Source organism: Pseudomonas sp. Sample_10, assembly GCF_004321495.1.
Lineage (GTDB): Bacteria > Pseudomonadota > Gammaproteobacteria > Pseudomonadales > Pseudomonadaceae > Aquipseudomonas.
On record NZ_RCOE01000304.1, the window covers coordinates 24,481 to 44,650 of the forward strand.

Annotated in this window: 23 protein-coding genes, 1 tRNA gene and 1 pseudogene; 17 read left to right on the top strand and 8 right to left on the bottom strand. The window is 57.6% G+C overall.

Features of this window, described 5'->3' with window-relative positions:
- Positions 1–15: 15 nt before the first annotated feature.
- The 6 genes and pseudogenes from D8U18_RS28310 to D8U18_RS28335 form a co-directional block, all read left to right on the top strand.
- A complete protein-coding gene (locus D8U18_RS28310) occupies positions 16–1,569 on the top strand; it encodes a sugar ABC transporter ATP-binding protein (protein WP_131109248.1) in 1,554 nt (517 codons plus the stop codon).
- The gene (locus D8U18_RS28315; protein ID WP_056853676.1) at positions 1,566–2,543 is read left to right on the top strand and encodes an ABC transporter permease; all 978 of its coding nucleotides are present in this window, start codon (positions 1,566–1,568) and stop codon (positions 2,541–2,543) included. Before D8U18_RS28310 ends, D8U18_RS28315 begins: the two co-directional genes overlap by 4 nt.
- Before the next feature lie 3 nt (positions 2,544–2,546).
- Positions 2,547–3,566 carry a LacI family DNA-binding transcriptional regulator gene (locus D8U18_RS28320; protein WP_130907824.1) on the top strand — a complete coding sequence of 340 codons (1,020 nt, stop codon included), beginning with the start codon at positions 2,547–2,549 and terminating at the stop codon, positions 3,564–3,566.
- Between the two features lie 40 nt (positions 3,567–3,606).
- Positions 3,607–4,524, top strand: a complete 918-nt coding sequence (gene rbsK, locus D8U18_RS28325) for a ribokinase (RefSeq protein WP_131109250.1) — start codon at positions 3,607–3,609, stop codon at positions 4,522–4,524.
- On the top strand, positions 4,521–4,925 hold the full coding sequence (gene rbsD, locus D8U18_RS28330; RefSeq protein ID WP_130904950.1) for a D-ribose pyranase: 405 nt from the start codon (positions 4,521–4,523) through the stop codon (positions 4,923–4,925). The genes rbsK and rbsD overlap by 4 nt, the downstream gene beginning before the upstream one ends.
- Positions 4,926–4,933: 8 nt before the next feature.
- Positions 4,934–5,875: pseudogene (locus D8U18_RS28335) on the top strand (nucleoside hydrolase); the annotation flags it as partial.
- Positions 5,876–5,907: 32 nt separating this feature from the next.
- Here the strand turns inward: D8U18_RS28335 and D8U18_RS28340 are convergent.
- A complete protein-coding gene (locus D8U18_RS28340) occupies positions 5,908–6,120 on the bottom strand; it encodes a hypothetical protein (RefSeq protein WP_056853671.1) in 213 nt (70 codons plus the stop codon).
- A 132-nt stretch (positions 6,121–6,252) separates the two neighbouring features.
- Here D8U18_RS28340 and D8U18_RS28345 point away from each other — a divergent pair, with 132 nt between their 5' ends.
- Both D8U18_RS28345 and D8U18_RS28350 read left to right on the top strand, forming a co-directional pair.
- Positions 6,253–6,558, top strand: a complete 306-nt coding sequence (locus tag D8U18_RS28345) for a hypothetical protein (RefSeq protein WP_130904948.1) — start codon at positions 6,253–6,255, stop codon at positions 6,556–6,558.
- A 167-nt stretch (positions 6,559–6,725) separates the two neighbouring features.
- The gene (locus D8U18_RS28350) at positions 6,726–7,046 is read left to right on the top strand and encodes an I78 family peptidase inhibitor (protein ID WP_056853669.1); all 321 of its coding nucleotides are present in this window, start codon (positions 6,726–6,728) and stop codon (positions 7,044–7,046) included.
- A gap of 73 nt (positions 7,047–7,119) precedes the next feature.
- Here D8U18_RS28350 and D8U18_RS28355 read toward each other — a convergent pair whose 3' ends face one another.
- Together D8U18_RS28355 and D8U18_RS28360 are read right to left on the bottom strand one after the other, a co-directional pair.
- On the bottom strand, positions 7,120–7,332 hold the full coding sequence (locus D8U18_RS28355; RefSeq protein ID WP_003179963.1) for a cold-shock protein: 213 nt from the start codon (positions 7,330–7,332) through the stop codon (positions 7,120–7,122).
- A 292-nt stretch (positions 7,333–7,624) separates the two neighbouring features.
- Complete coding sequence (locus D8U18_RS28360) at positions 7,625–7,927, bottom strand: hypothetical protein (protein ID WP_056853668.1); 303 nt, start codon at positions 7,925–7,927, stop codon at positions 7,625–7,627.
- Between the two features lie 377 nt (positions 7,928–8,304).
- Here D8U18_RS28360 and thrS point away from each other — a divergent pair, with 377 nt between their 5' ends.
- The 9 genes from thrS to D8U18_RS28405 all read left to right on the top strand — a co-directional run bounded on the left by thrS (position 8,305) and on the right by D8U18_RS28405 (position 15,761).
- Complete coding sequence (thrS, locus tag D8U18_RS28365; RefSeq protein ID WP_056853667.1) at positions 8,305–10,227, top strand: threonine--tRNA ligase; 1,923 nt, start codon at positions 8,305–8,307, stop codon at positions 10,225–10,227.
- Positions 10,227–10,778, top strand: coding sequence for a translation initiation factor IF-3 (gene infC, locus D8U18_RS28370; RefSeq protein WP_169843736.1), 552 nt, complete (start codon positions 10,227–10,229; stop codon positions 10,776–10,778). The genes thrS and infC overlap by 1 nt, the downstream gene beginning before the upstream one ends.
- 60 nt (positions 10,779–10,838) lie before the next feature.
- Positions 10,839–11,033 carry a 50S ribosomal protein L35 gene (gene rpmI / locus D8U18_RS28375; protein WP_002553160.1) on the top strand — a complete coding sequence of 65 codons (195 nt, stop codon included), beginning with the start codon at positions 10,839–10,841 and terminating at the stop codon, positions 11,031–11,033.
- Positions 11,034–11,061: 28 nt separating this feature from the next.
- Positions 11,062–11,418 (top strand): 50S ribosomal protein L20, encoded by a 357-nt coding sequence (gene rplT / locus D8U18_RS28380; RefSeq protein WP_007905879.1) that lies wholly within the window; start codon positions 11,062–11,064, stop codon positions 11,416–11,418.
- Between the two features lie 109 nt (positions 11,419–11,527).
- Positions 11,528–12,544: a phenylalanine--tRNA ligase subunit alpha gene (gene pheS, locus D8U18_RS28385; protein ID WP_056853666.1), complete on the top strand. Its 1,017-nt coding sequence runs from the start codon at positions 11,528–11,530 to the stop codon at positions 12,542–12,544.
- 26 nt (positions 12,545–12,570) lie between these two features.
- Complete coding sequence (gene pheT, locus D8U18_RS28390) at positions 12,571–14,952, top strand: phenylalanine--tRNA ligase subunit beta (RefSeq protein ID WP_131109254.1); 2,382 nt, start codon at positions 12,571–12,573, stop codon at positions 14,950–14,952.
- Between the two features lie 3 nt (positions 14,953–14,955).
- Complete coding sequence (gene ihfA / locus D8U18_RS28395) at positions 14,956–15,258, top strand: integration host factor subunit alpha (RefSeq protein WP_002553164.1); 303 nt, start codon at positions 14,956–14,958, stop codon at positions 15,256–15,258.
- On the top strand, positions 15,239–15,595 hold the full coding sequence (locus D8U18_RS28400; RefSeq protein WP_003179985.1) for a MerR family transcriptional regulator: 357 nt from the start codon (positions 15,239–15,241) through the stop codon (positions 15,593–15,595). Before ihfA ends, D8U18_RS28400 begins: the two co-directional genes overlap by 20 nt.
- Positions 15,596–15,684: 89 nt before the next feature.
- A tRNA-Pro gene (locus D8U18_RS28405) sits at positions 15,685–15,761 on the top strand.
- Between the two features lie 170 nt (positions 15,762–15,931).
- On the opposite strand, the gene D8U18_RS28410 is transcribed toward D8U18_RS28405, so the two are convergent.
- From D8U18_RS28410 to D8U18_RS29175, 5 genes are all read right to left on the bottom strand, one after another.
- On the bottom strand, positions 15,932–16,846 hold the full coding sequence (locus tag D8U18_RS28410; protein WP_131109260.1) for a transporter substrate-binding domain-containing protein: 915 nt from the start codon (positions 16,844–16,846) through the stop codon (positions 15,932–15,934).
- Positions 16,847–16,941: 95 nt separating this feature from the next.
- Positions 16,942–18,333: an aldehyde dehydrogenase family protein gene (locus D8U18_RS28415; protein WP_131109256.1), complete on the bottom strand. Its 1,392-nt coding sequence runs from the start codon at positions 18,331–18,333 to the stop codon at positions 16,942–16,944.
- Positions 18,334–18,394: 61 nt separating this feature from the next.
- Positions 18,395–19,210 carry a CoA ester lyase gene (locus D8U18_RS28420; RefSeq protein WP_131109258.1) on the bottom strand — a complete coding sequence of 272 codons (816 nt, stop codon included), beginning with the start codon at positions 19,208–19,210 and terminating at the stop codon, positions 18,395–18,397.
- Positions 19,207–20,049, bottom strand: coding sequence for a MaoC family dehydratase N-terminal domain-containing protein (locus D8U18_RS28425; protein WP_056853662.1), 843 nt, complete (start codon positions 20,047–20,049; stop codon positions 19,207–19,209). The genes D8U18_RS28420 and D8U18_RS28425 overlap by 4 nt, the downstream gene beginning before the upstream one ends.
- Before the next feature lie 26 nt (positions 20,050–20,075).
- The coding region (locus tag D8U18_RS29175) for a hypothetical protein (protein ID WP_241664364.1) at positions 20,076–20,170 on the bottom strand (95 nt) is incomplete at its 5' end.

Consider the following 20,170-nt stretch of genomic DNA (forward strand, 5'->3'; position numbering starts at 1 on the left):
ACATGGAGAGTTTTTATGTCCGTTCGCGACCCGAACGCTGTCCTTTCGGTCAGCGGCATCGGCAAAACCTATGCGCAACCGGTCCTGACCGGCATCGACCTGACGCTGATGCGCGGGGAAGTGCTGGCGCTGACCGGTGAAAATGGCGCTGGCAAAAGTACGCTGTCGAAGATCATCGGCGGGTTGGTCACGCCGACCACCGGCCAGATGCAATTTCAGGGGCAGGACTATCGCCCGGGCAGCCGCACCCAGGCTGAGAATCTGGGCATTCGCATGGTCATGCAGGAGCTCAATCTGTTGCCGACCTTGTCGGTGGCGGAAAACCTGTTTCTCGATAACCTGCCGAACAACGGCGGCTGGATCAGCCGCAAGCAACTGCGCAAGGCGGCGATCGAAGCCATGGCACAAGTCGGGCTCGATGCAATCGATCCGGACACGCTGGTTGGCGAACTGGGCATCGGTCATCAGCAAATGGTCGAGATTGCCCGCAACCTGATCGGCGACTGTCATGTTCTGATCCTCGACGAGCCGACCGCGATGCTGACGGCCCGTGAAGTCGAGATGCTGTTCGAGCAGATCACCCGTCTGCAAGCGCGTGGCGTGTCGATCATCTACATTTCCCATCGTCTGGAAGAGCTGGCCCAAGTCGCCCAGCGCATTGCAGTGCTGCGCGACGGCAACCTGGTGTGCGTCGAGCCGATGGCCAGTTACAACAGTGAACAACTGGTCACCTTGATGGTGGGGCGGGAGCTGGGCGAACACATCGACATGGGCGTGCGCAACATCGGTGCTCCGGCATTGACGGTCAAGGGCTTGTCTCGCGCCGACAAAGTTCGGGATGTGTCCTTTGAGGTGCGTGCCGGAGAAATCTTTGGTATTTCCGGATTGATCGGGGCAGGGCGCACCGAGTTGTTGCGGCTGATCTTCGGTGCCGACGCCGCAGACAGCGGCACCGTAGCGCTAGGCTCTCCCGCGCAAGTCGTCAGCATTCGCTCGCCGGTGGATGCGGTTGCCCACGGCATCGCCCTGATCACTGAAGACCGCAAGGGCGAAGGCTTGCTGCTGACTCAGTCGATCGGCGCCAACATTGCCCTGGGCAACATGCCGGGCATCTCCAGTGGCGGGTTCGTCAACAAAGATGACGAAACTGCACTGGCCCAGCGTCAGATCGACGCCATGCGCATTCGCAGCTCCGGCCCGGCGCAAGTGGTGTCCGAGCTGTCCGGTGGCAATCAGCAGAAAGTCGTGATCGGCCGTTGGCTGGAGCGTGATTGCTCGGTCCTGCTGTTTGACGAACCCACCCGTGGTATCGACGTCGGCGCCAAATTCGACATTTATGCCCTGCTCGGCGAGTTGACACGCCAGGGCAAAGCGCTGGTTGTGGTGTCCAGTGACCTGCGCGAATTGATGTTGATCTGCGACCGGATCGGCGTGCTCTCGGCGGGGCGTCTGATCGATACGTTCGAGCGCGACAGCTGGACTCAGGATGATTTGCTTGCCGCCGCTTTTGCCGGCTACCAAAAACGTGATGCGCTGCTCAACGAAGCCGCGCCTAGGGATTTTTCATGAAAACCGTATCTGGCGTCGGTCCACGCAGTGGCAATTTTTACGGCTTGGGCACTTATCTGGGGCTGGCCGGTGCCTTGCTGGCGATGGTCGTGCTGTTCTCGCTCCTGAGCAGCCATTTCCTGTCCTACGACACCTTCAGCACCTTGGCTAACCAGATTCCGGACCTGATGGTCCTGGCGGTCGGCATGACCTTCGTGCTGATCATCGGCGGCATCGACCTGTCGGTGGGTTCAGTGTTGGCGCTGGCGGCCTCGACGGTCAGTGTGGCGATTCTCGGTTGGGGTTGGAGTGTGCTGCCGGCAGCGTTGCTCGGCATGGCGGCCGCAGCCCTCGCGGGCACCATCACCGGCTCGATTACCGTGGCCTGGCGCATTCCATCGTTTATCGTTTCCCTCGGCGTGCTGGAAATGGCACGCGGGGTTGCCTATCAGATGACCGGATCGCGCACGGCGTACATCGGCGATGCGTTTGCCTGGTTGTCCAACCCGATCGCTTTCGGGATTTCGCCATCGTTTATCATCGCCTTGCTGATCATTTTCATCGCCCAGGCCGTGTTGACCCGGACCGTGTTCGGTCGCTACCTGATTGGCATCGGTACCAACGAAGAGGCGGTGCGGCTGGCCGGTATCAATCCAAAGCCCTACAAGATTCTGGTGTTCAGCCTGATGGGCTTGCTGGCCGGTATCGCCGCGCTGTTCCAGATTTCGCGACTGGAAGCGGCGGACCCGAACGCCGGCTCCGGCCTGGAGTTGCAGGTGATCGCCGCCGTCGTCATCGGCGGTACCAGCCTGATGGGTGGACGCGGTTCGGTCATCAGTACTTTTTTTGGCGTGTTGATCATTTCCGTGCTGGCGGCCGGCCTGGCCCAGATCGGTGCCACCGAACCGACCAAGCGCATCATCACCGGTGCGGTCATCGTGGTTGCGGTGGTGCTCGATACCTACCGCAGCCAGCGCGCAAGTCGGCGGACCTGAGTCATGGCAACGATCAAAGATGTGGCAGCGCTCGCGGGTATTTCCTACACCACGGTTTCCCACGTGGTGAACAAGACTCGGCCAGTCAGCAAAGAAGTGCGGCTCAAGGTGGAGGAGGCGATCAAAACCCTCGACTACGTCCCCAGTGCCGTGGCGCGTTCCCTGAAGGCCAAAACAACGGCCACCATCGGTTTGCTGGTGCCCAACAGCCTCAACCCGTACTTCGCCGAGCTGGCCCGGGGTATTGAGGACTATTGCGAGCGTAACGGCTACTGCGTAATCCTCTGCAACTCCGACGACAACCCCGACAAGCAACGCAGCTACCTGCGCGTTCTGTTGGAAAAACGTGTCGACGGACTGATCGTCGCCTCGGCCGGTGGCGACAGCGGCCTGGCGCAAGGTTTGGCTGGCGTGCGTACACCCATGGTGATCGTCGACCGTGGTCTGGAGGGCGTCGATGCGGACCTGGTCCGTATCGACCACGAGTACGGCGCTTATCTGGCGACCCGACATCTGCTGGAGTTGGGGCATCGGGATATCGCCACCATCAGCGGTCCGGCAACCACCAGCGTGGCGCAAATGCGTTTGGCCGGTTTTTGTCGTGCCTTCAGCGATGCGGGCCTCGCGGTGCCGGGTGACCGAATGCTGGAAAGCGATTTCACCAGCACCGGCGGTTACAACGCAGCCGCGATCTTGCTGGAGCGCAATCCGCCCAGCGCCATTTTCGCAGCCAACGACATGATTGGTATCGGCGTGCTGCGCGCAGCGGCCGAGCGCAATATTCGTGTGCCGACGCAGTTGTCGGTCATTGGCTTCGACGATATCCAGATGAGCCGCTATGTCTATCCGGCGTTGACCACGGTCGGGCAGTCAATCCTGCAACTTGGCGAGATGGCGGCCGAAGTGCTGCTACGGCGAATCGCAACGCCGGATCTGGCCACCAGCCAGCGGATCGTCACGCCGAGCATTGTCATGCGCGAATCGACCGCGCCCCTGACCGGCCTGTTTGCGCAGTTCCGCTAACCCGGCGTGCCGCTGAAATCGAATGAGTGAGTATTGATGTATGCCAGCAAAAGTAGTGGTGATAGGCAGCTTGAACATGGACCTGGTGACGCGGGCGCCGCGATTGCCGCGCGGCGGAGAAACGCTGATCGGTGAGTCGTTTGCCACGGTTTCCGGTGGCAAGGGCGCCAATCAGGCTGTGGCCGCTGCGCGACTGGGCGCACAGGTGTCAATGGTCGGCTGCGTCGGCAGCGATGCCTATGGCAAAGAACTGCGCGAGGCTCTTTTGGCCGAGCAGATCGATTGTCAGGCCGTCAGCACCGTCGAAGGCTCCAGTGGCGTGGCGCTGATTGTGGTCGATGACAACAGCCAGAACACAATCGTGATCGTCGCAGGCGCCAACGGTGCTCTGACACCTGCGCTGATCGGTTGTTTCGATGCGGTGCTGCAAGCTGCCGATGTCATCATCTGTCAGCTTGAAGTGCCGGATGTCACGGTGGGCCACGCGCTCAAGCGCGCTCGAGAGTTGGGCAAAGTGGTGATTCTCAATCCGGCACCCGCCAGTCAGCCATTGCCGGCGGATTGGTATGCGAACATCGATTACCTGATACCCAACGAAAGCGAGGCGTCGGCCTTGAGTGGCTTGGCGGTGGAGTCTCGGCAAAGTGCAGAAGCTGCCGCGACGCGATTGATCGAAATGGGGGCCGGCAAGGTGATCATCACCCTCGGCGCCGAGGGCTCGCTGTTTGCCGATGGAAAAAACTGTGCGCATTTCCCGGCGCCTGCGGTGAAAGCGATTGATACCACGGCGGCCGGCGATACGTTCGTGGGTGGTTTTGCCGCTGCACTGGCCGGCGGCCAAAGCGAAGCTGAAGCGATTCGCTTCGGTCAGATTGCCGCGGCGTTGTCGGTAACCCGTGCCGGCGCGCAACCCTCGATTCCTACCTTGTCCGACGTTCAGGCATTCAAGACATCATGAAAAAAACACCGTTGCTCAATGTCGCACTGTCGCGCCTGATCGCATCGCTGGGCCATGGCGACATCGTGGTCATCGGCGACGCCGGTCTGCCGGTGCCGCCAGGCATCGAGCTGATCGACCTGGCACTGACCCATGGCATCCCGGATTTCGTCAGTACTCTGAAGGTTGTGCTCAGCGAAATGCAGGTTGAAAGTCATGTGCTGGCGCAGGAAATCCTCGAGAAGAGGCCAGCGGCACTGACAACCCTGGATGCCCTCAATGCGGAAGGGGCGCTGGGGCGGCGCGAGTTGCTCAGTCATGAGCAATTCAAAGTCCTCACCCGGCAGGCACGGGCAGTCGTTCGTACCGGCGAATGCCAGCCGTACTGCAATGTTGTGCTGATTGCCGGGGTCACGTTTTGATTCGCATGGAAAGGGTCGACCTGATCATCGACACCGACCCTGGTGCCGACGATGTGGTGGCCTTGTTGTTGGCGCTGGCGTCGCCTCAGGAGTTGAATATCCTTGCTTTGACCACGGTCGCCGGCAACGTGCGCCTGGACAAGACATCACGAAACGCGCGGCTGGCGCGCGAGTGGGCAGGGCGCGAGGACGTGCCGGTCTATGCCGGCGCGTCTCGGCCGCTGATGCGCACGCCTATCTATGCCGAGGACATCCACGGCAAGGAAGGCCTGTCAGGTGTTTCTGTATACGAACCGAAAGCCGCCCTGGCCCAGGGCAATGCGGTCGCCTACCTGATCGATACGTTGATGTCGGCCAGCCCCCACAGCATCACTATTGCGATGCTTGGACCGCAGACCAATCTGGCCTTGGCGCTCATGCAGCAGCCGGCAATCATTCAGGGCATCAAGGAAGTAGTCATCATGGGTGGTGCGCACTTCAATGGCGGCAACATTACACCGGTAGCCGAATTCAACCTGTTCGCTGACCCGCATGCGGCCGAAGTGGTACTCAACAGCGGTATGAAACTGACGTATCTGTCTCTGGATGCAACTCACAAGATCCTCACCAGTGACGAGCGCCTGAAGCAGATTGCCGCATTGAACAACCAAGCCGGCCAATTGGTAGGCGATATCCTGAATGATTACATCAAGGCCGACATGGAGCACTACGATATTCCGGGCGGTCCGGTGCACGACGCCGCGGTCATCGCCTGGCTGCTCAAGCCGCAGTTGTTTAGCGGTCGCGCGGTCAATGTGGTGATCGACAGTCGCGAGGGGCCGACTTTCGGGCAGACCATTGTCGACTGGCACGACCGCCTCAAAGCACCAAAGAATGCTTTCTGGGTTGATAGCGGCGACGCCCAGGGATTCTTCAATCTGCTGACTGAGCGCCTGGGTCGTCTGAAGTAATGTTCATTGCTGCAGATGCATGCCGGTGCAGCTTATTCCTGCGCTGATTTTGTCGCGCCCTTTTGGTCTGCCAGGTGCTTCTCGAAAACCTGTTCTATGAAGGATTGCGCAGCCTCGGTCCCCAGGTCTCTGACCAGCAGGTCGATGCCGATGATGACAAGTTCCTCCGTAGAGCCTGGGCTGTAAGAGCTATGGCCGTCCTGCCACTTTGCTTTGATGTCGGCGTCGATACTTACAGTGGTCATGATGGCGCTCGTACGGTCGGAAGAGTCTGAGCCTCGAGTTAACCATTTCGTGGCGCTTTTGGCACTCCGACTTAGGCATGAGCGCAGGGCTATGCGACACTTGGTCTTTGATCACCATTCAAGGACTGCGCTGTGCAGATCGATTTGAACACTCCTGACGGCTTGACCCTTGAAGCCGTTCGCCAGCTGTTGGCGTCGGCCAGTGATGATGAGCATACGCAGCTGCGCGTGACCAAGGGCGGCATCGCCTATATTTCATCGGGTGTTGTGGGTGGTAGCGACATCGACGGCCTTCTGTTTCGCCTGGAAACGTGGGCTAAAGGGTCGGGATACGTCGGCCTGGTTGCGGCCAGCGACGAAGTCTGGGTCATGCAGATTTTCAATGCATTGAAAGAGAACTGGCCACGACCGGCATTCGATTACATCGACGTGTATTGAGCCTTGTAAATATTCAGTCACGATTGCAGGGTGAAGGGTGTGGCAATGCTCAGGCAAACTTGCCGTTTGTCCGCGGCGAAGGGCAGGGTACCTGGCCTCCCTGTGAAACCAAACGCCGGATTGGCGGTCGCACGATCTCAGCTTAACTAATGAAAAAAGGAGGCTTCATGCCTTGGAAGCTCGCGTCATTGGGTACTTTGTTGGCCGCTGCCACGTTGGCCGGTTGCAGCACCGGCACCACCGAGTCGGCAACAGACCCTGTCACGACGACTGACACAGGTCACAGCCGTTGCGAGGCCAAAGCGGCCGAGTTCACCATCGGCAAACAAGCTTCGCCCGAGTTGCTGGAGCAGGCGCGTACGCGTGCCGGCGCGCAGAATGCGCGGTTCCTTCTGCCGACCGATATGGTGACGCTGGAGTACCGCTCTGATCGCTTGAATCTCAACACTGACGCCAATCGGGTCGTCACCCGCGTCAACTGCGGCTGATCACCCCCAGGCTTTTGCATTGACCACAAAAAACCCCGTCACATGGACGGGGTTTTTTTAGTGCGCCTGGAAATTACTCTGGGCGAACTTGAGCAGCTTGCATACCCTTTTGGCCTTTCTCAGCCACGAAGGAAACGGTTTGGCCTTCTTTCAGGCTTTTGAAACCGTCGCTTTCGATAGCTTTGAAGTGTACGAACAGGTCGTCACCGCCACCTTGAGGAGTGATGAAGCCGAAGCCTTTTTCATCGTTGAACCATTTAACGGTGCCGGTTTGGCGATTAGACATGGTGTATCTCCAAGAAACATATATTTTCAGTAGTACTGTGCTGCTCAGGCCAACTGGGCACACCGGGGTATCATAGTCGAAATGTGCGCTTTGGCACCCCCCCGCAGGTGCTGTTTGCCCTACAGTCACGCTTTCTTTGTTGCCTGATATGGCTGAAAGCCCCGATTTAAAAGGCTTTCAGCCGAAAGTAAAGACGATAAAAAAAGCTGCAAAACCTGCATAAATTGTAGGAAAACGCGATTTTCAGAGGCTTTTTACCGGCTCAAATCGCAATTCAAGCCCGTTTCAAGGCTCACTTTTTCGCCGGAGCGTTGGCCTTGCACTTGGAAATCTGAGTCAGGGCCTGCTGTTTCAGCGAGTCGCTGGCAGTGTTGTCCATCAAGGACTGAAGGTCCTTGGCCGGGTACGATTTGATTGCATCGGCACCACAGGCGCAGTGAGACTTGGCCGCCGCAGCGCCGATCTGCGGCGTCGCCGCTTCAGTGCACTGGGCCATGTATTTTTCGCGCTCGCCCTTGGGCCAATCGGCGTGCGCAGCCAGAGGCAACAGCAGAACGATAGGTGCGACTACAGCGAACAAACGATTCAGACGCATGCCGGGATGCTCCTTGTGGGGTCAATGTCTTTTATCTGAGGGGTAAAGCGCGAATCAAGTTCAGCACTCTGGCACAAAAACGCCATATTTGCCTTGGCTGAAAACCACCCACAGCCACGACCGTTCATCTGTGCTAGCATGCCCCGCTCAGGTTTTTCGTTGCTGGCTCCGGTCGACCTTCAGTCCCGGACGCGGCAACTGCCTGAATAACCCTGATTTGAATCCCAGTCACTCTGGTTCGGTTTTCCGGTTGGCCGCAAGGCTCCTGCCGCTGTAAGGCAGGCGTTCGTCATTGAATGGCCTGGACCGGATCTTGTACTGGCTCATCCCAACCCACGTGACCTTTGGTAGGGGTCACCACTAGGAGAGGAGGCGCCATGCCAACTATTACTCTTCCCGACGGCAGTCAACGTTCATTCGATCACCCGGTCTCCATCGCCGAGGTCGCCGCATCCATCGGTGCCGGTCTGGCCAAGGCCACCGTGGCCGGCAAGGTCAATGGCAAATTGGCCGATGCCAGTGACATCATCGACAGCGACGCTACGCTGCAAATCATCACGCCAAAGGATGAAGAGGGGCTGGAGATCATTCGCCACTCTTGCGCTCACCTGGTGGGGCATGCGGTCAAGCAGTTGTACCCGACGGCCAAAATGGTCATCGGTCCGGTCATCGATGAAGGCTTCTATTACGATATCGCCTTCGAGCGTCCTTTTACTCCGGACGATCTGGCCGCGATCGAACAGCGCATGCAGCAGCTGATCGAGAAAGATTACGACGTGATCAAGAAAGTCACTCCGCGCGCCGAAGTGATCGAAGTATTCAAGGCCCGTGGCGAAGACTACAAGTTGCGCCTGGTCGAGGACATGCCGAACGAGCAGGCCATGGGCCTGTACTATCACGAAGAATATGTCGACATGTGCCGTGGTCCGCACGTGCCGAACACCCGTTTCCTGAAATCCTTCAAGCTGACCAAGCTGTCTGGCGCCTACTGGCGCGGTGACGCCAAGAACGAGCAATTGCAGCGCGTTTATGGCACAGCCTGGGCGGACAAGAAGCAGCTGGCCGCTTACATTCAGCGCATTGAAGAGGCTGAGAAGCGCGATCACCGCAAGATCGGCAAGCGCCTGGGCCTGTTCCACACCCAGGAAGAGTCGCCGGGCATGGTGTTCTGGCACCCCAATGGCTGGACCCTGTACCAAGTGCTTGAGCAGTACATGCGCAAGGTTCAACGCGACAACGGTTACCTGGAGATCAAAACGCCTCAGGTTGTCGACCGCAGCCTGTGGGAAAAATCCGGGCACTGGGCCAACTACGCCGACAACATGTTCACCACTCAGTCGGAAAACCGCGATTACGCGATCAAGCCAATGAACTGCCCTTGCCACGTGCAAGTGTTCAATCAGGGCCTGAAGAGCTACCGCGAGTTGCCGATGCGTCTGGCCGAATTCGGTGCCTGCCACCGTAACGAGCCATCGGGTGCATTGCACGGCATCATGCGTGTGCGCGCATTCACTCAGGATGACGCCCACATCTTCTGCACCGAAGAGCAGATGCAGGCCGAATCCGCGGCATTCATCAAGCTGACCATGGATGTCTACGCCGATTTCGGCTTCAAAGACGTCGAAATGAAGCTGTCCACTCGTCCGGAAAAACGCGTTGGCTCCGACGAGCTTTGGGATCGCGCCGAAGCGGCATTGGCTGCAGCCCTTGATAGCGCTGGCCTGCCGTACGACCTGCAGCCGGGCGAGGGTGCGTTCTACGGTCCGAAGATTGAGTTCTCGCTGAAAGATTGCCTCGGTCGCGTCTGGCAGTGTGGTACCCTGCAGCTCGATTTTAACCTGCCTGTCCGTCTGGGCGCCGAATTCGTCTCCGAAGACAACAGCCGCAAGCATCCGGTGATGTTGCATCGGGCGATCCTGGGCTCCTTCGAACGATTCGTCGGAATCCTGATCGAGCACTACGAGGGTGCATTCCCTGCGTGGCTGGCTCCGACCCAGGCAGTGATCATGAATATCACTGATAAACAGGCAGATTTTGTTGCCGAAGTAGAAAAAACTCTCAACGAAAGCGGGTTTCGTGCCAAGTCTGACTTGAGAAATGAAAAGATCGGCTTTAAAATCCGCGAGCATACTTTGCTCAAGGTTCCCTATCTCTTGGTTATTGGAGATAAGGAAGTCGAGATGCAGACTGTCGCTGTGCGTACTCGTGAAGGTGCTGACCTGGGCTCGATGCCCGTCGCCCAGTTCGCCGAGTTCCTCGCGCAAGCGGTTTCCCGGCGTGGTCGCCAAGATTCGGAGTAATTATTATTAAGCGTGAAATGAGACAAGATAAACGAGCTGCACCGAAAGCCCCGATCAACGAGAATATCTCGGCACGCGAGGTTCGGTTAATTGGCGCTGACGGCGAGCAGATTGGCATCGTCTCGATTGATGAAGCGCTTCGTATTGCTGAAGAAGCCAAGCTTGATCTGGTGGAAATCTCCGCGGACGCAGTCCCGCCCGTTTGCCGGGTGATGGACTACGGCAAGTCGATCTTCGAGAAGAAGAAGCAGATTGCCGCGGCAAAGAAAAACCAGAAGCAGATTCAGGTTAAAGAAATCAAGTTTCGTCCAGGGACGGAGGAAGGGGATTACCAGGTAAAACTGCGCAACCTGGTACGTTTCCTGAGTGACGGGGACAGGGCCAAGGTATCCTTGCGATTCCGCGGCCGTGAGATGGCCCACCAGGAGCTGGGGATGGAACTCCTCAAGCGAGTTGAAGGTGACTTGCTCGAGTACGGTTCGGTCGAACAGCATCCTAAGATGGAAGGACGCCAGCTGATCATGGTCATCGCCCCGAAAAAGAAGAAGTAATCAACAGGGCACGGCAGGCCTTCTGATTATGTTTATCAACTGAATGCGGAGTATCCGAACATGCCAAAAATGAAGACCAAAAGTGGTGCTGCTAAGCGGTTTCTGAAAACTGCTAACGGTATCAAGCACAAGCACGCTTTCAAGAGCCACATCCTGACCAAAATGTCGACCAAGCGTAAGCGTCAACTGCGCGGTAGCAGCTTGCTGCATCCGTCTGACGTGGCAAAAGTCGAGCGCATGCTGCGCCTTCGTTAATTTTAGTCAAGAATAGAGGAAGTAACTCATGGCTCGTGTAAAGCGTGGCGTCATTGCCCGTAAGCGTCACAAAAAAATTCTGAAACTTGCTAAAGGCTACTACGGCGCACGCTCCCGCGTATTCCGTGTTGCCAAGCAAGCGGTAATCAAGGCAGGCCAATACGCCTACCGTGACCGTCGTCAGAAAAAACGTCAGTTCCGCGCTCTGTGGATCGCTCGTATCAACGCTGGTGCTCGTATCAACGGTCTGTCCTACAGCCGTTTCATCGCCGGCCTGAAAAAAGCGTCCATCGAGATCGACCGTAAGGTTCTGGCTGATCTGGCAGTGAACGAAAAAGCGGCGTTTGCTGCGATTGTCGAGAAAGCTAAAGCCACCTTGGCTTAAGTACCCCCGACAGTCACCCGGCCTCACCTCTGTGGGGCCAGGTGTTAAACGTCATAAATAGGGGAAGAGCCTTCAAGCTCTTCCCCTATTTTGTATCTGGAGTCTGTACATGGAAAACCTGGATGCGCTCGTCTCTCAAGCACTAGAGGCTGTGCAAAGCGCTGAAGATATCAATGCCCTGGAGCAAATCCGGGTTCACTACCTTGGCAAAAAGGGTGAATTGACTCAGGTGATGAAGACCCTGGGGAATTTGCCGGCAGAAGAGCGGCCGCAAGTCGGTGCGCTGATCAACGTTGCCAAGGAGCGTGTCACAGACGTTCTCAATGCGCGCAAGGCGTTGTTTGAAGAGGCCGACCTGGCTGCCAAACTGTCCGCCGAGTCCATTGACGTGACCCTGCCGGGCCGCGGTCAGACCTCCGGTGGTCTGCATCCGGTTACCCGCACTCTGGAACGCATCGAACAATTCTTCACCCACATCGGCTACGGCATCGCCGAAGGCCCTGAGGTCGAAGACGATTATCACAACTTCGAAGCGCTCAACATCCCAGGCCATCACCCGGCCCGGTCGATGCATGACACCTTCTATTTCAATGCCAACATGTTGCTGCGCACCCATACCTCGCCGGTACAGGTCCGCACCATGGAATCCAAGCAGCCGCCGATCCGCATCGTCTGCCCGGGCCGCGTCTATCGCAGCGACTCCGATATCACCCATTCGCCGATGTTCCACCAGGTCGAAGGCCTGCTGGTCGATCGCGATATCAATTTTGCCGATCTCAAAGGCACCATCGAAGAATTCCTGCGGGTGTTCTTCGAGAAAGAACTGGCCGTGCGTTTCCGTCCTTCGTACTTCCCGTTCACCGAGCCATCCGCCGAAGTCGACATGGAATGCGTGATGTGCAGCGGCAAAGGCTGCCGTGTCTGCAAGCAGACTGGCTGGCTGGAAGTCATGGGCTGCGGCATGGTCCACCCGAACGTGCTGCGCATGTCCGGGATCGACCCGGAAGAGTTTTCGGGCTTTGCCTTCGGCATGGGCGTTGAGCGTCTGGCCATGCTGCGTTACGGCGTGAACGACTTGCGTCTGTTCTTCGACAACGACTTGCGGTTCCTCGCGCAATTTCGCTAGTCGTAACGAATTCTTAGGAGAGCAGGATGAAATTCAGTGAACAATGGCTGCGTGGCTGGGTTAGCCCGCAGGTAAGTCGCGATGAGCTGGTTGCTCGTCTGTCGATGGCCGGTCTTGAGGTCGATAGCGTTACCCCGGCCGCCGGCGTATTCAGTGGTGTAATCGTGGGCGAGGTGCTCAGCACCGAACAGCACCCGGATGCCGACAAGCTGCGTGTTTGCCAGGTCAGCAACGGTTCGGAAACCTTTCAGGTCGTATGCGGTGCGCCAAATGTGCGCCCTGGCCTGAAGATTCCATTCGCCACCATCGGCGCCGAACTGCCGGGCGACTTCAAAATCAAGAAAGCCAAGCTGCGTGGCGTTGAGTCCAACGGCATGCTGTGCTCGCAAGCCGAATTGCAAGTGGGCGAGGGCAACGATGGCCTGATGGAATTGCCGGCCGATGCGCCAGTGGGGCAGGACATTCGTGAATACCTGAACCTGGAAGACGCCAGCATCGAGGTCGATCTGACCCCGAACCGTGGTGATTGCCTGTCCCTGGCCGGTCTGGCCCGTGAAGTCGGCGCGCTGTATGCCACCCCGGTCACGCGTCCGGTGGTGGCCAGCGTTCCAGCTGTCCACGATGAAGTGCGTTCGGTTGAAGTCCTGGCACCGGCTGCTTGCCCGCGCTACCTGGGGCGTGTGATCCGTAACGTCGACCTGTCCAGGCCTACGCCGCTGTGGATGGTAGAGCGCCTGCGTCGTGCTGATGTGCGCAGCGTCGATGCCGCGGTCGACATTACCAACTACGTGATGCTTGAGTTGGGTCAGCCGCTGCACGCTTTCGATCTTGCCGAAATCAATGGCGGCATCCGCGTGCGCATGGCCGAAGAAGGCGAGAAGCTGGTACTGCTCGACGGTCAGGAAGTCAGCCTGCGTAGCGATACGTTGGTGATCGCCGACCACACCCGCGCACTGGCAATTGCCGGCGTCATGGGGGGCGAGCACAGCGGCGTCAATACCGCGACCACTCGCGATATCTTCCTGGAAAGTGCGTTCTTCGATCAAATCGCGGTTGCTGGCAAGGCTCGTTCCTATGGCCTGCACACCGATGCATCGCACCGCTACGAGCGTGGCGTGGACTGGCAGCTCGCCCGTGAAGCCATGGAGCGCGCCACTGGCCTGCTGCTGGAAATCACTGGTGGCGAAGCCGGCCCGGTCATCGAAACCGTGAGTGAGCAGCACCTGCCGTCGATCGCACCGGTGACCCTGCGCGCTCAGCGCATCACCCAAATGCTGGGCATGGAAATGGACCCGACTGAAGTTGAGCGTCTGCTCAGCGCCTTGGGCCTGACCATTACCGCAGACGGGGCAGGGCAGTGGCGCGTGGAAGTGCCAAGCCACCGCTTCGATATCAGCCTGGAAGTCGACCTGATCGAAGAGCTGGCGCGTCTGTACGGCTACAACCGCCTGCCGGTCCGTTACCCGCAAGCGCGTCTTGCGCCGCAAGCCAAGGCAGAAGCACGTAGCGATTTGCCGGAACTGCGTCGTCTGCTGGTTGCCCGTGGTTATCAGGAAGCGATCACCTACAGCTTCATCGATCCGAAACAATTCGAGCTGTTTAATCCGGGTGTAGAGCCGTTGCTGCTCGCCAACCCGATTTCCAATGACATGGCTGCCATGCGTTCGTCGCTGTGGCCAGGCCTGGTCAAGGCGCTTCAGCACAACCTGAACCGCCAACAGGATCGGGTGCGCCTGTTCGAGAGTGGTCTGCGTTTCATCGGCCAGCTCGAAGGTTTGAAACAAGAGCCGATGCTGGCCGGTGTGGTTTGCGGTAGCCGCCTGCCGGAAGGCTGGGCGCAAGGTCGCGACACTGTAGACTTCTTCGACGTCAAGGCTGACGTAGAGGCTGTGCTGGGCTTCGCCGGTGCTCTGGATGCATTCACGTTCGTGCCTGGCAAGCACCCGGCATTGCACCCGGGTCAAACCGCGCGCATCGAACGCGAAGGTCGTCTGGTGGGCTTCATTGGCGCCATCCACCCTGAGTTGTCGAAAACCCTGGGTCTCGATCGTCCGGTATTTGTTTTCGAGATGGTTCTGGCTGAAGTGGCGTCGGGCAAAATGCCTAAATTCCACGAGTTGTCGCGCTTTCCTGAAGTGCGTCGTGACCTTGCACTGATTGCGCACAAAGACGTTGCAGCCTCGGCTGTATTGGACGTAATCCGTGAAAATGCAGGCGAATGGCTGACAGACCTCAGGCTATTTGACGTGTATCAGGGTAAAGGTATTGATCCGCATAGAAAAAGCCTTGCAGTTGGCTTGACCTGGCAGCATCCATCGCGCACTCTTAATGACGATGAGGTGAATACCACGACGCAAAACATCCTCACCTCGCTCGAACAAAGGTTGGACGCCACGTTAAGGAAGTGACGTATGGGGGCTTTGACGAAAGCTGAGATGGCGGAACGTCTGTATGAAGAGCTGGGCCTGAACAAGCGGGAAGCCAAGGAATTGGTTGAACTGTTTTTCGAGGAAATCAGGCACGCTCTTGAAGACAACGAACAAGTCAAATTGTCCGGTTTCGGCAATTTCGACCTTCGGGACAAACGCCAGCGGCCTGGCCGCAATCCGAAAACGGGAGAAGAAATCCCTATCACGGCTCGCCGTGTGGTCACCTTTCGTCCAGGGCAGAAGTTGAAGGCCCGAGTTGAGGCTTATGCTGGAACCAAGTCATAACGACGAGCTACCCGTCATCCCAGGCAAACGCTACTTCACCATTGGTGAAGTTAGCGAGCTGTGTGCGGTAAAACCGCACGTACTGCGCTATTGGGAGCAGGAGTTTCCTCAACTCAACCCCGTCAAACGCCGCGGAAACCGCCGGTATTATCAGCGCCAGGACGTGCTGATGATCCGGCAGATCCGCGCGCTTCTTTACGATCAGGGGTTCACCATCGGCGGCGCACGCTTGCGCTTGTCCGGCGATGAAGCCAAAGACGACACCACCCAATACAAGCAAATGATTCGCCAGATGATCGCTGAGCTGGAAGATGTCCTGGTAGTCCTCAAGAAATAAATTCCTGCTTTTAAATACTTCCAGTTTTCAAAAGCTTGCGATATATTCTTGAGCGTTCCTCGAGAAGAGGAACAAGTTTCACGCCTAGTCGGGGCGTAGCGCAGTCCGGTAGCGCACTAGCATGGGGTGCTAGGGGTCGAGTGTTCGAATCACTCCGTCCCGACCATATAATTCAAAGGGTTGCGAGATTTTATCTCGCGACCCTTTTTTATTTTTAGGCGTTAATGCCCCTACAAAAACTCTGGCTCTTGGTGGAGTCTTCAGCTGATGCAAAGGTAATGGCGCGATAAGATTGTCTCGCTGTGTCCTGGTCACTCGAGCAGAAAGGGACGACCGTTAAAGAGCCTTTTCCGGCGCCGGTTGGTCGTTGGGTTGGGCGATGATTGTTTTGAGCTCTGCGCTCATGGGGAATTTGAGATTCAAGCCTTTGGGAGGGATGGGCTGAGTAAACCATTTATCGTAGATGGCGTTGATTTCGCCCGAGACGAAAAGTGACTTGATCGAGTCATCCACGACTTTTTTGAGATCCGGATCACCCCGACGCATTGTGCAACCATAGATTTCGTTGGATTGCGGGGTGCCGGTCACGACCCAATCTTCCGGTTTCTTTGCCTTGGCCATCTCGCCCGCTAGCAATGCGTCGTCCTGCATAAACGCAATGGCGCGGCCGGACTCGAGCATTTGGTAAGACTCGCCAATGTCTTTGGCAGAGATTACGTTCATATTCATCTTTTTCTCGGCATTCATGACCTTGAGCATCCGCTCGGCGGTGCTGCCAGCAGTAGTCACTACGTTCTTGCCGTTGAGATCTTGAAAGTCCTTGTAATCCGAATCCTTCCTGACCAACAGGCGGGTGCTGGCTTCAAAAATGCCGACCGAGAAGTCGACCTGCCGAGCTCTCTCGGCGGTATTGGTTGTTGAGCCGCACTCCAGGTCCACAGTGCCGTTTTGCACCAGCGGGATACGCGTCTGTGATGTCACCAGGTTATATTGTACGTTCAGCTTGGGCATACCGAGTTCTTGCTTGATAGCCTCGACAATCTTTAATTGAATGTCATGGGAGTAGCCCACCGGCTGACCGGATCCGTCGGCAATATAAGAGAAGGGAATGGACGAGTCTCGGTGACCCAGGGTGATGGTCCCCGAGGTCTTGATTTTCTTAAGCGTGCCGGTGGGTTCGGCAGCCATGAGGGCAGTACTACTTAAGGCCGCAGTCAGGGTAACGCCCAGGATTGCAGGGAAGACTCGCATCAAAAGCTCCTCATAAGTGTGAGGCGAGTCTTTTTCTGACTCGCCCATCTTTGGCTCAGCGGACGTTCTTGCTGGGCTTGGCGTCTTGCTTATTATTAGTGACGGTCCAGCCAGACAGTCTGTGCATTGCAGAACTCGCGCACACCGAAATGCGACAGTTCACGGCCAAAACCGCTTTTCTTTACACCCCCGAAAGTGACGCGTGGGTCGGTTGCGCAATATCCATTGATGAATACGCCTCCGGTTTCCAGTTCGCCGGCCAGCTTCTGGGCCAGTTCGACGTTGCGTGTGTAGATGGTCGAGGCAAGCCCGAATTCACTGTCGTTGGCCAGTTCCAGTGCGTGTGCTGCGTCCCGCGCGGTGATGATTGATGCCACGGGCCCAAACAATTCCTGTTTGAATGAGGTCATCTGGTCGGTGACATCACCAAATACCGTAGGCTCGTAGTAGTTGCCAGGGCCTTCGGCCTTTCTGCCTCCCAACAACAAGGTCGCACCTTCTTCCAGGGTGTCTCGGACCTGACGATCCAGTTCATCGCGCAAATCAAAGCGGGCCATGGGTCCTATGTAAGTGTCTTCGGCCAGTGGATCGCCAATAACCAACCTCGAAGCGGCCTCCACAAATTTGCGGGTAAATTCCTCGACAACGCCTTGCTCGACAATCAAGCGCTTGGCAGCCGCGCAGACTTGTCCGGTGTTTTGATAACGGCCAATCACAGCAGCTTTGACGGCTTCGTCCAGATCGGCGTCGTCAAGCACGATAAAGGGATCCGAGCCACCCAGTTCCAACACGCACTTCTTCAAGGCTGCACCCGCCTGCGCACCGATGGCCATGCCCGCACGGACGCTGCCTGTAAGCGTTACCGCGGCAATGCGAGGGTCTTGGATTGCCATGGAAACAACTTCGGGCGTGACATTGATGATTTCAAACACACCCTCGGCGAAGCCGGCGCGCTTGAACGCATCTTGCAGCAAGTACGCGCATCCCATCACGTTCGGCGCATGTTTGAGTACGTAGGTGTTGCCGGCAATCAATGCAGGAACGGCGCCGCGCAATACTTGCCAGATGGGAAAGTTCCACGGCATCACGGCGAGAATAGGACCCAGGGGACGATACTCTATGCGTGCTTTCCCTCCCTCAACCTGAGTAGGTTCGGCGGTCAGCATGGCAGGACCGTGTTCGGCGTACCACTCGCATAGCTGCGCACACTTTTCAATTTCAGCGCGCGCCTGAGTAGTGGGTTTGCCCATCTCTTGAGTGATCATTTTCGCCATTGAATCTGCGTTGTCGCGTAATGCCCTTGCCAGAGCGATCAGGGCGCGGGAACGCATTTCGACAGACTGGCTGCGCCAGAGGTAAAACCCCTTGATCGCGCGGGACAGTGAGGCTTCCAGTTCTGCTGCAGACTCGAAGGGGTAGTGGCCTATCTGCTCACCGTTGGTGGGGTTGATCGATATGGCATGGGTGTGGCTGGAAACGTGGGTCATGACACCGTCCTGCAGAGAGTGGAGGGATGCACAGCATCGAAGCAAAAGCGTTGGCGTGGGGTCAGGTTGCGCGAGCCATGATCGATTGCGCACGACCTATGACAGGTGCATCGACCATCTGCCCATCCAGCACGAAAACGCCCTCACCCGAGCGGGCGGCCTGGATAATGCGTTGCGCCCAATTCAACTCTTCCAGGCTGGGTTTGAGCGCCTGATGAATGATCGCGACCTGGCTTGGGTGGATACACAGCGCGCCACCAAAACCCATGTCCCGGGCAAATTGCACAGCGCCCAGTAGCCCGGTGGTGTCCTGGATCGAAGGAAACACGCCGTCCAGCGCTGGAGCGAGCCCGGCAACTCGCGTGGCGAGCAAAACCGCGTAACGGGCGTGGCTGAGGATTGCTTCAGCGGCAGGGCTGCCAACCGTCAGGTTCATGTCCAGACCCAGGTCCAGACTCCCGAACGACAAACGCTCGACTCCCACAGTGCCGGCAATCTCGGAGAGTGCCGACAAGCCCTTGGCACTTTCTATGATCGGCCAGATCGGTTTTTTGCAACCTGCCGCAGTCGTTACTTGAGCCGCGCTTTCTGCTTTGGGCAGCAGGATGCCGATCACTCCCGCGTGGTGCTGGAAAAGATCCAGATCTGCGCCATGCGCCCAGTGATCCGGGGCATTCACCCGCACCAGAATCCGCGCCTCCGGGTTTTCGCTGAGGAAAGATTCCAGATTGTTTCTTGCCTGCTCCTTCAGGTTTTCCTGTACCGCGTCTTCCAGGTCTACGATGACCCGGTCGGCGCCGGTGGCGAGAGCTTTGGCGATACGCTCGGGTCGAGTGGCCGGCACAAACAGGGCGGATCGAATAATTGATGTGCTCATGGCTTTGCTCCATTGCTGAACTCGATTTCTCCGATCTGTGCCGTGCCGTCCTGATTGCCAGCCCATACTTGCGCTTTGCCTTCTTCGATCAAACGTCCGCCCACTTCGAAGGGGTGTGGTGAAATCAGCGGCCTCACTCCGCGGAAGACGAAACGCTCCAGGCGTGCAGTTGGATGCGCTTTGGTAAAGGCTCGCAGGTTCAACGTGGCAATCAACGGGCCATGTACTACCAGGCCTGGATAACCTTCGGTCTCCGTCACATAGGGCCAGTCATAGTGAATCCGATGACCATTGAAAGTGACTGCGGAATAGCGGAACAGCAGTGTCGGGGTGGGCTCGATCGATTCCTGCCATTGGCCTTCCGGTAACGGTTCGGTGCCGCCCAGTTTGGGTGGAACAGGTTCTCGGTAAACAATGTCCTGATCATCTTGCAGGGCGCGTTTGCCGTCCTGGAAAAACTCATGGCGTACTGTGACGAACAATAAGGAACCCGTGCGACCGTGCTTCTCCTCGACGTTGAGGATGGTCGACACACAGGTCACTTCAGCTTCCACCGTCAACGGCTGGTAAAACTCGATTCTGCTACCAGCCCACATGCGATTGCGGTTATGGGCAGGCGGCAAAAAGCCGCCAAGCGCTGGATGGCCATCCGGTCCTAGTTCACTGGCGCCGACCGGCTCCTGAAAAAATGCCCAGTGCCAGAGAGGCGGCAGCGGTTCACCTGGTTGTGGCGCCGACTCGCCCAATGTGGCGGCTATGCGTTTGACCAGGGTGTAACTGATCCGATCCTGGCTTTCCTGACGTCGACCGACCCACGAAGAAAAATCGGAATTGCTCATATTGGTTTCTCCAGTTTGGTCGGTGATCAGGCCAGGGCGGCCAGTTCAGGAATCGCTTCAAACAAGTCCGCCACCAGACCGTAATCGGCCACCTGGAAGATCGGCGCTTCTTCGTCCTTGT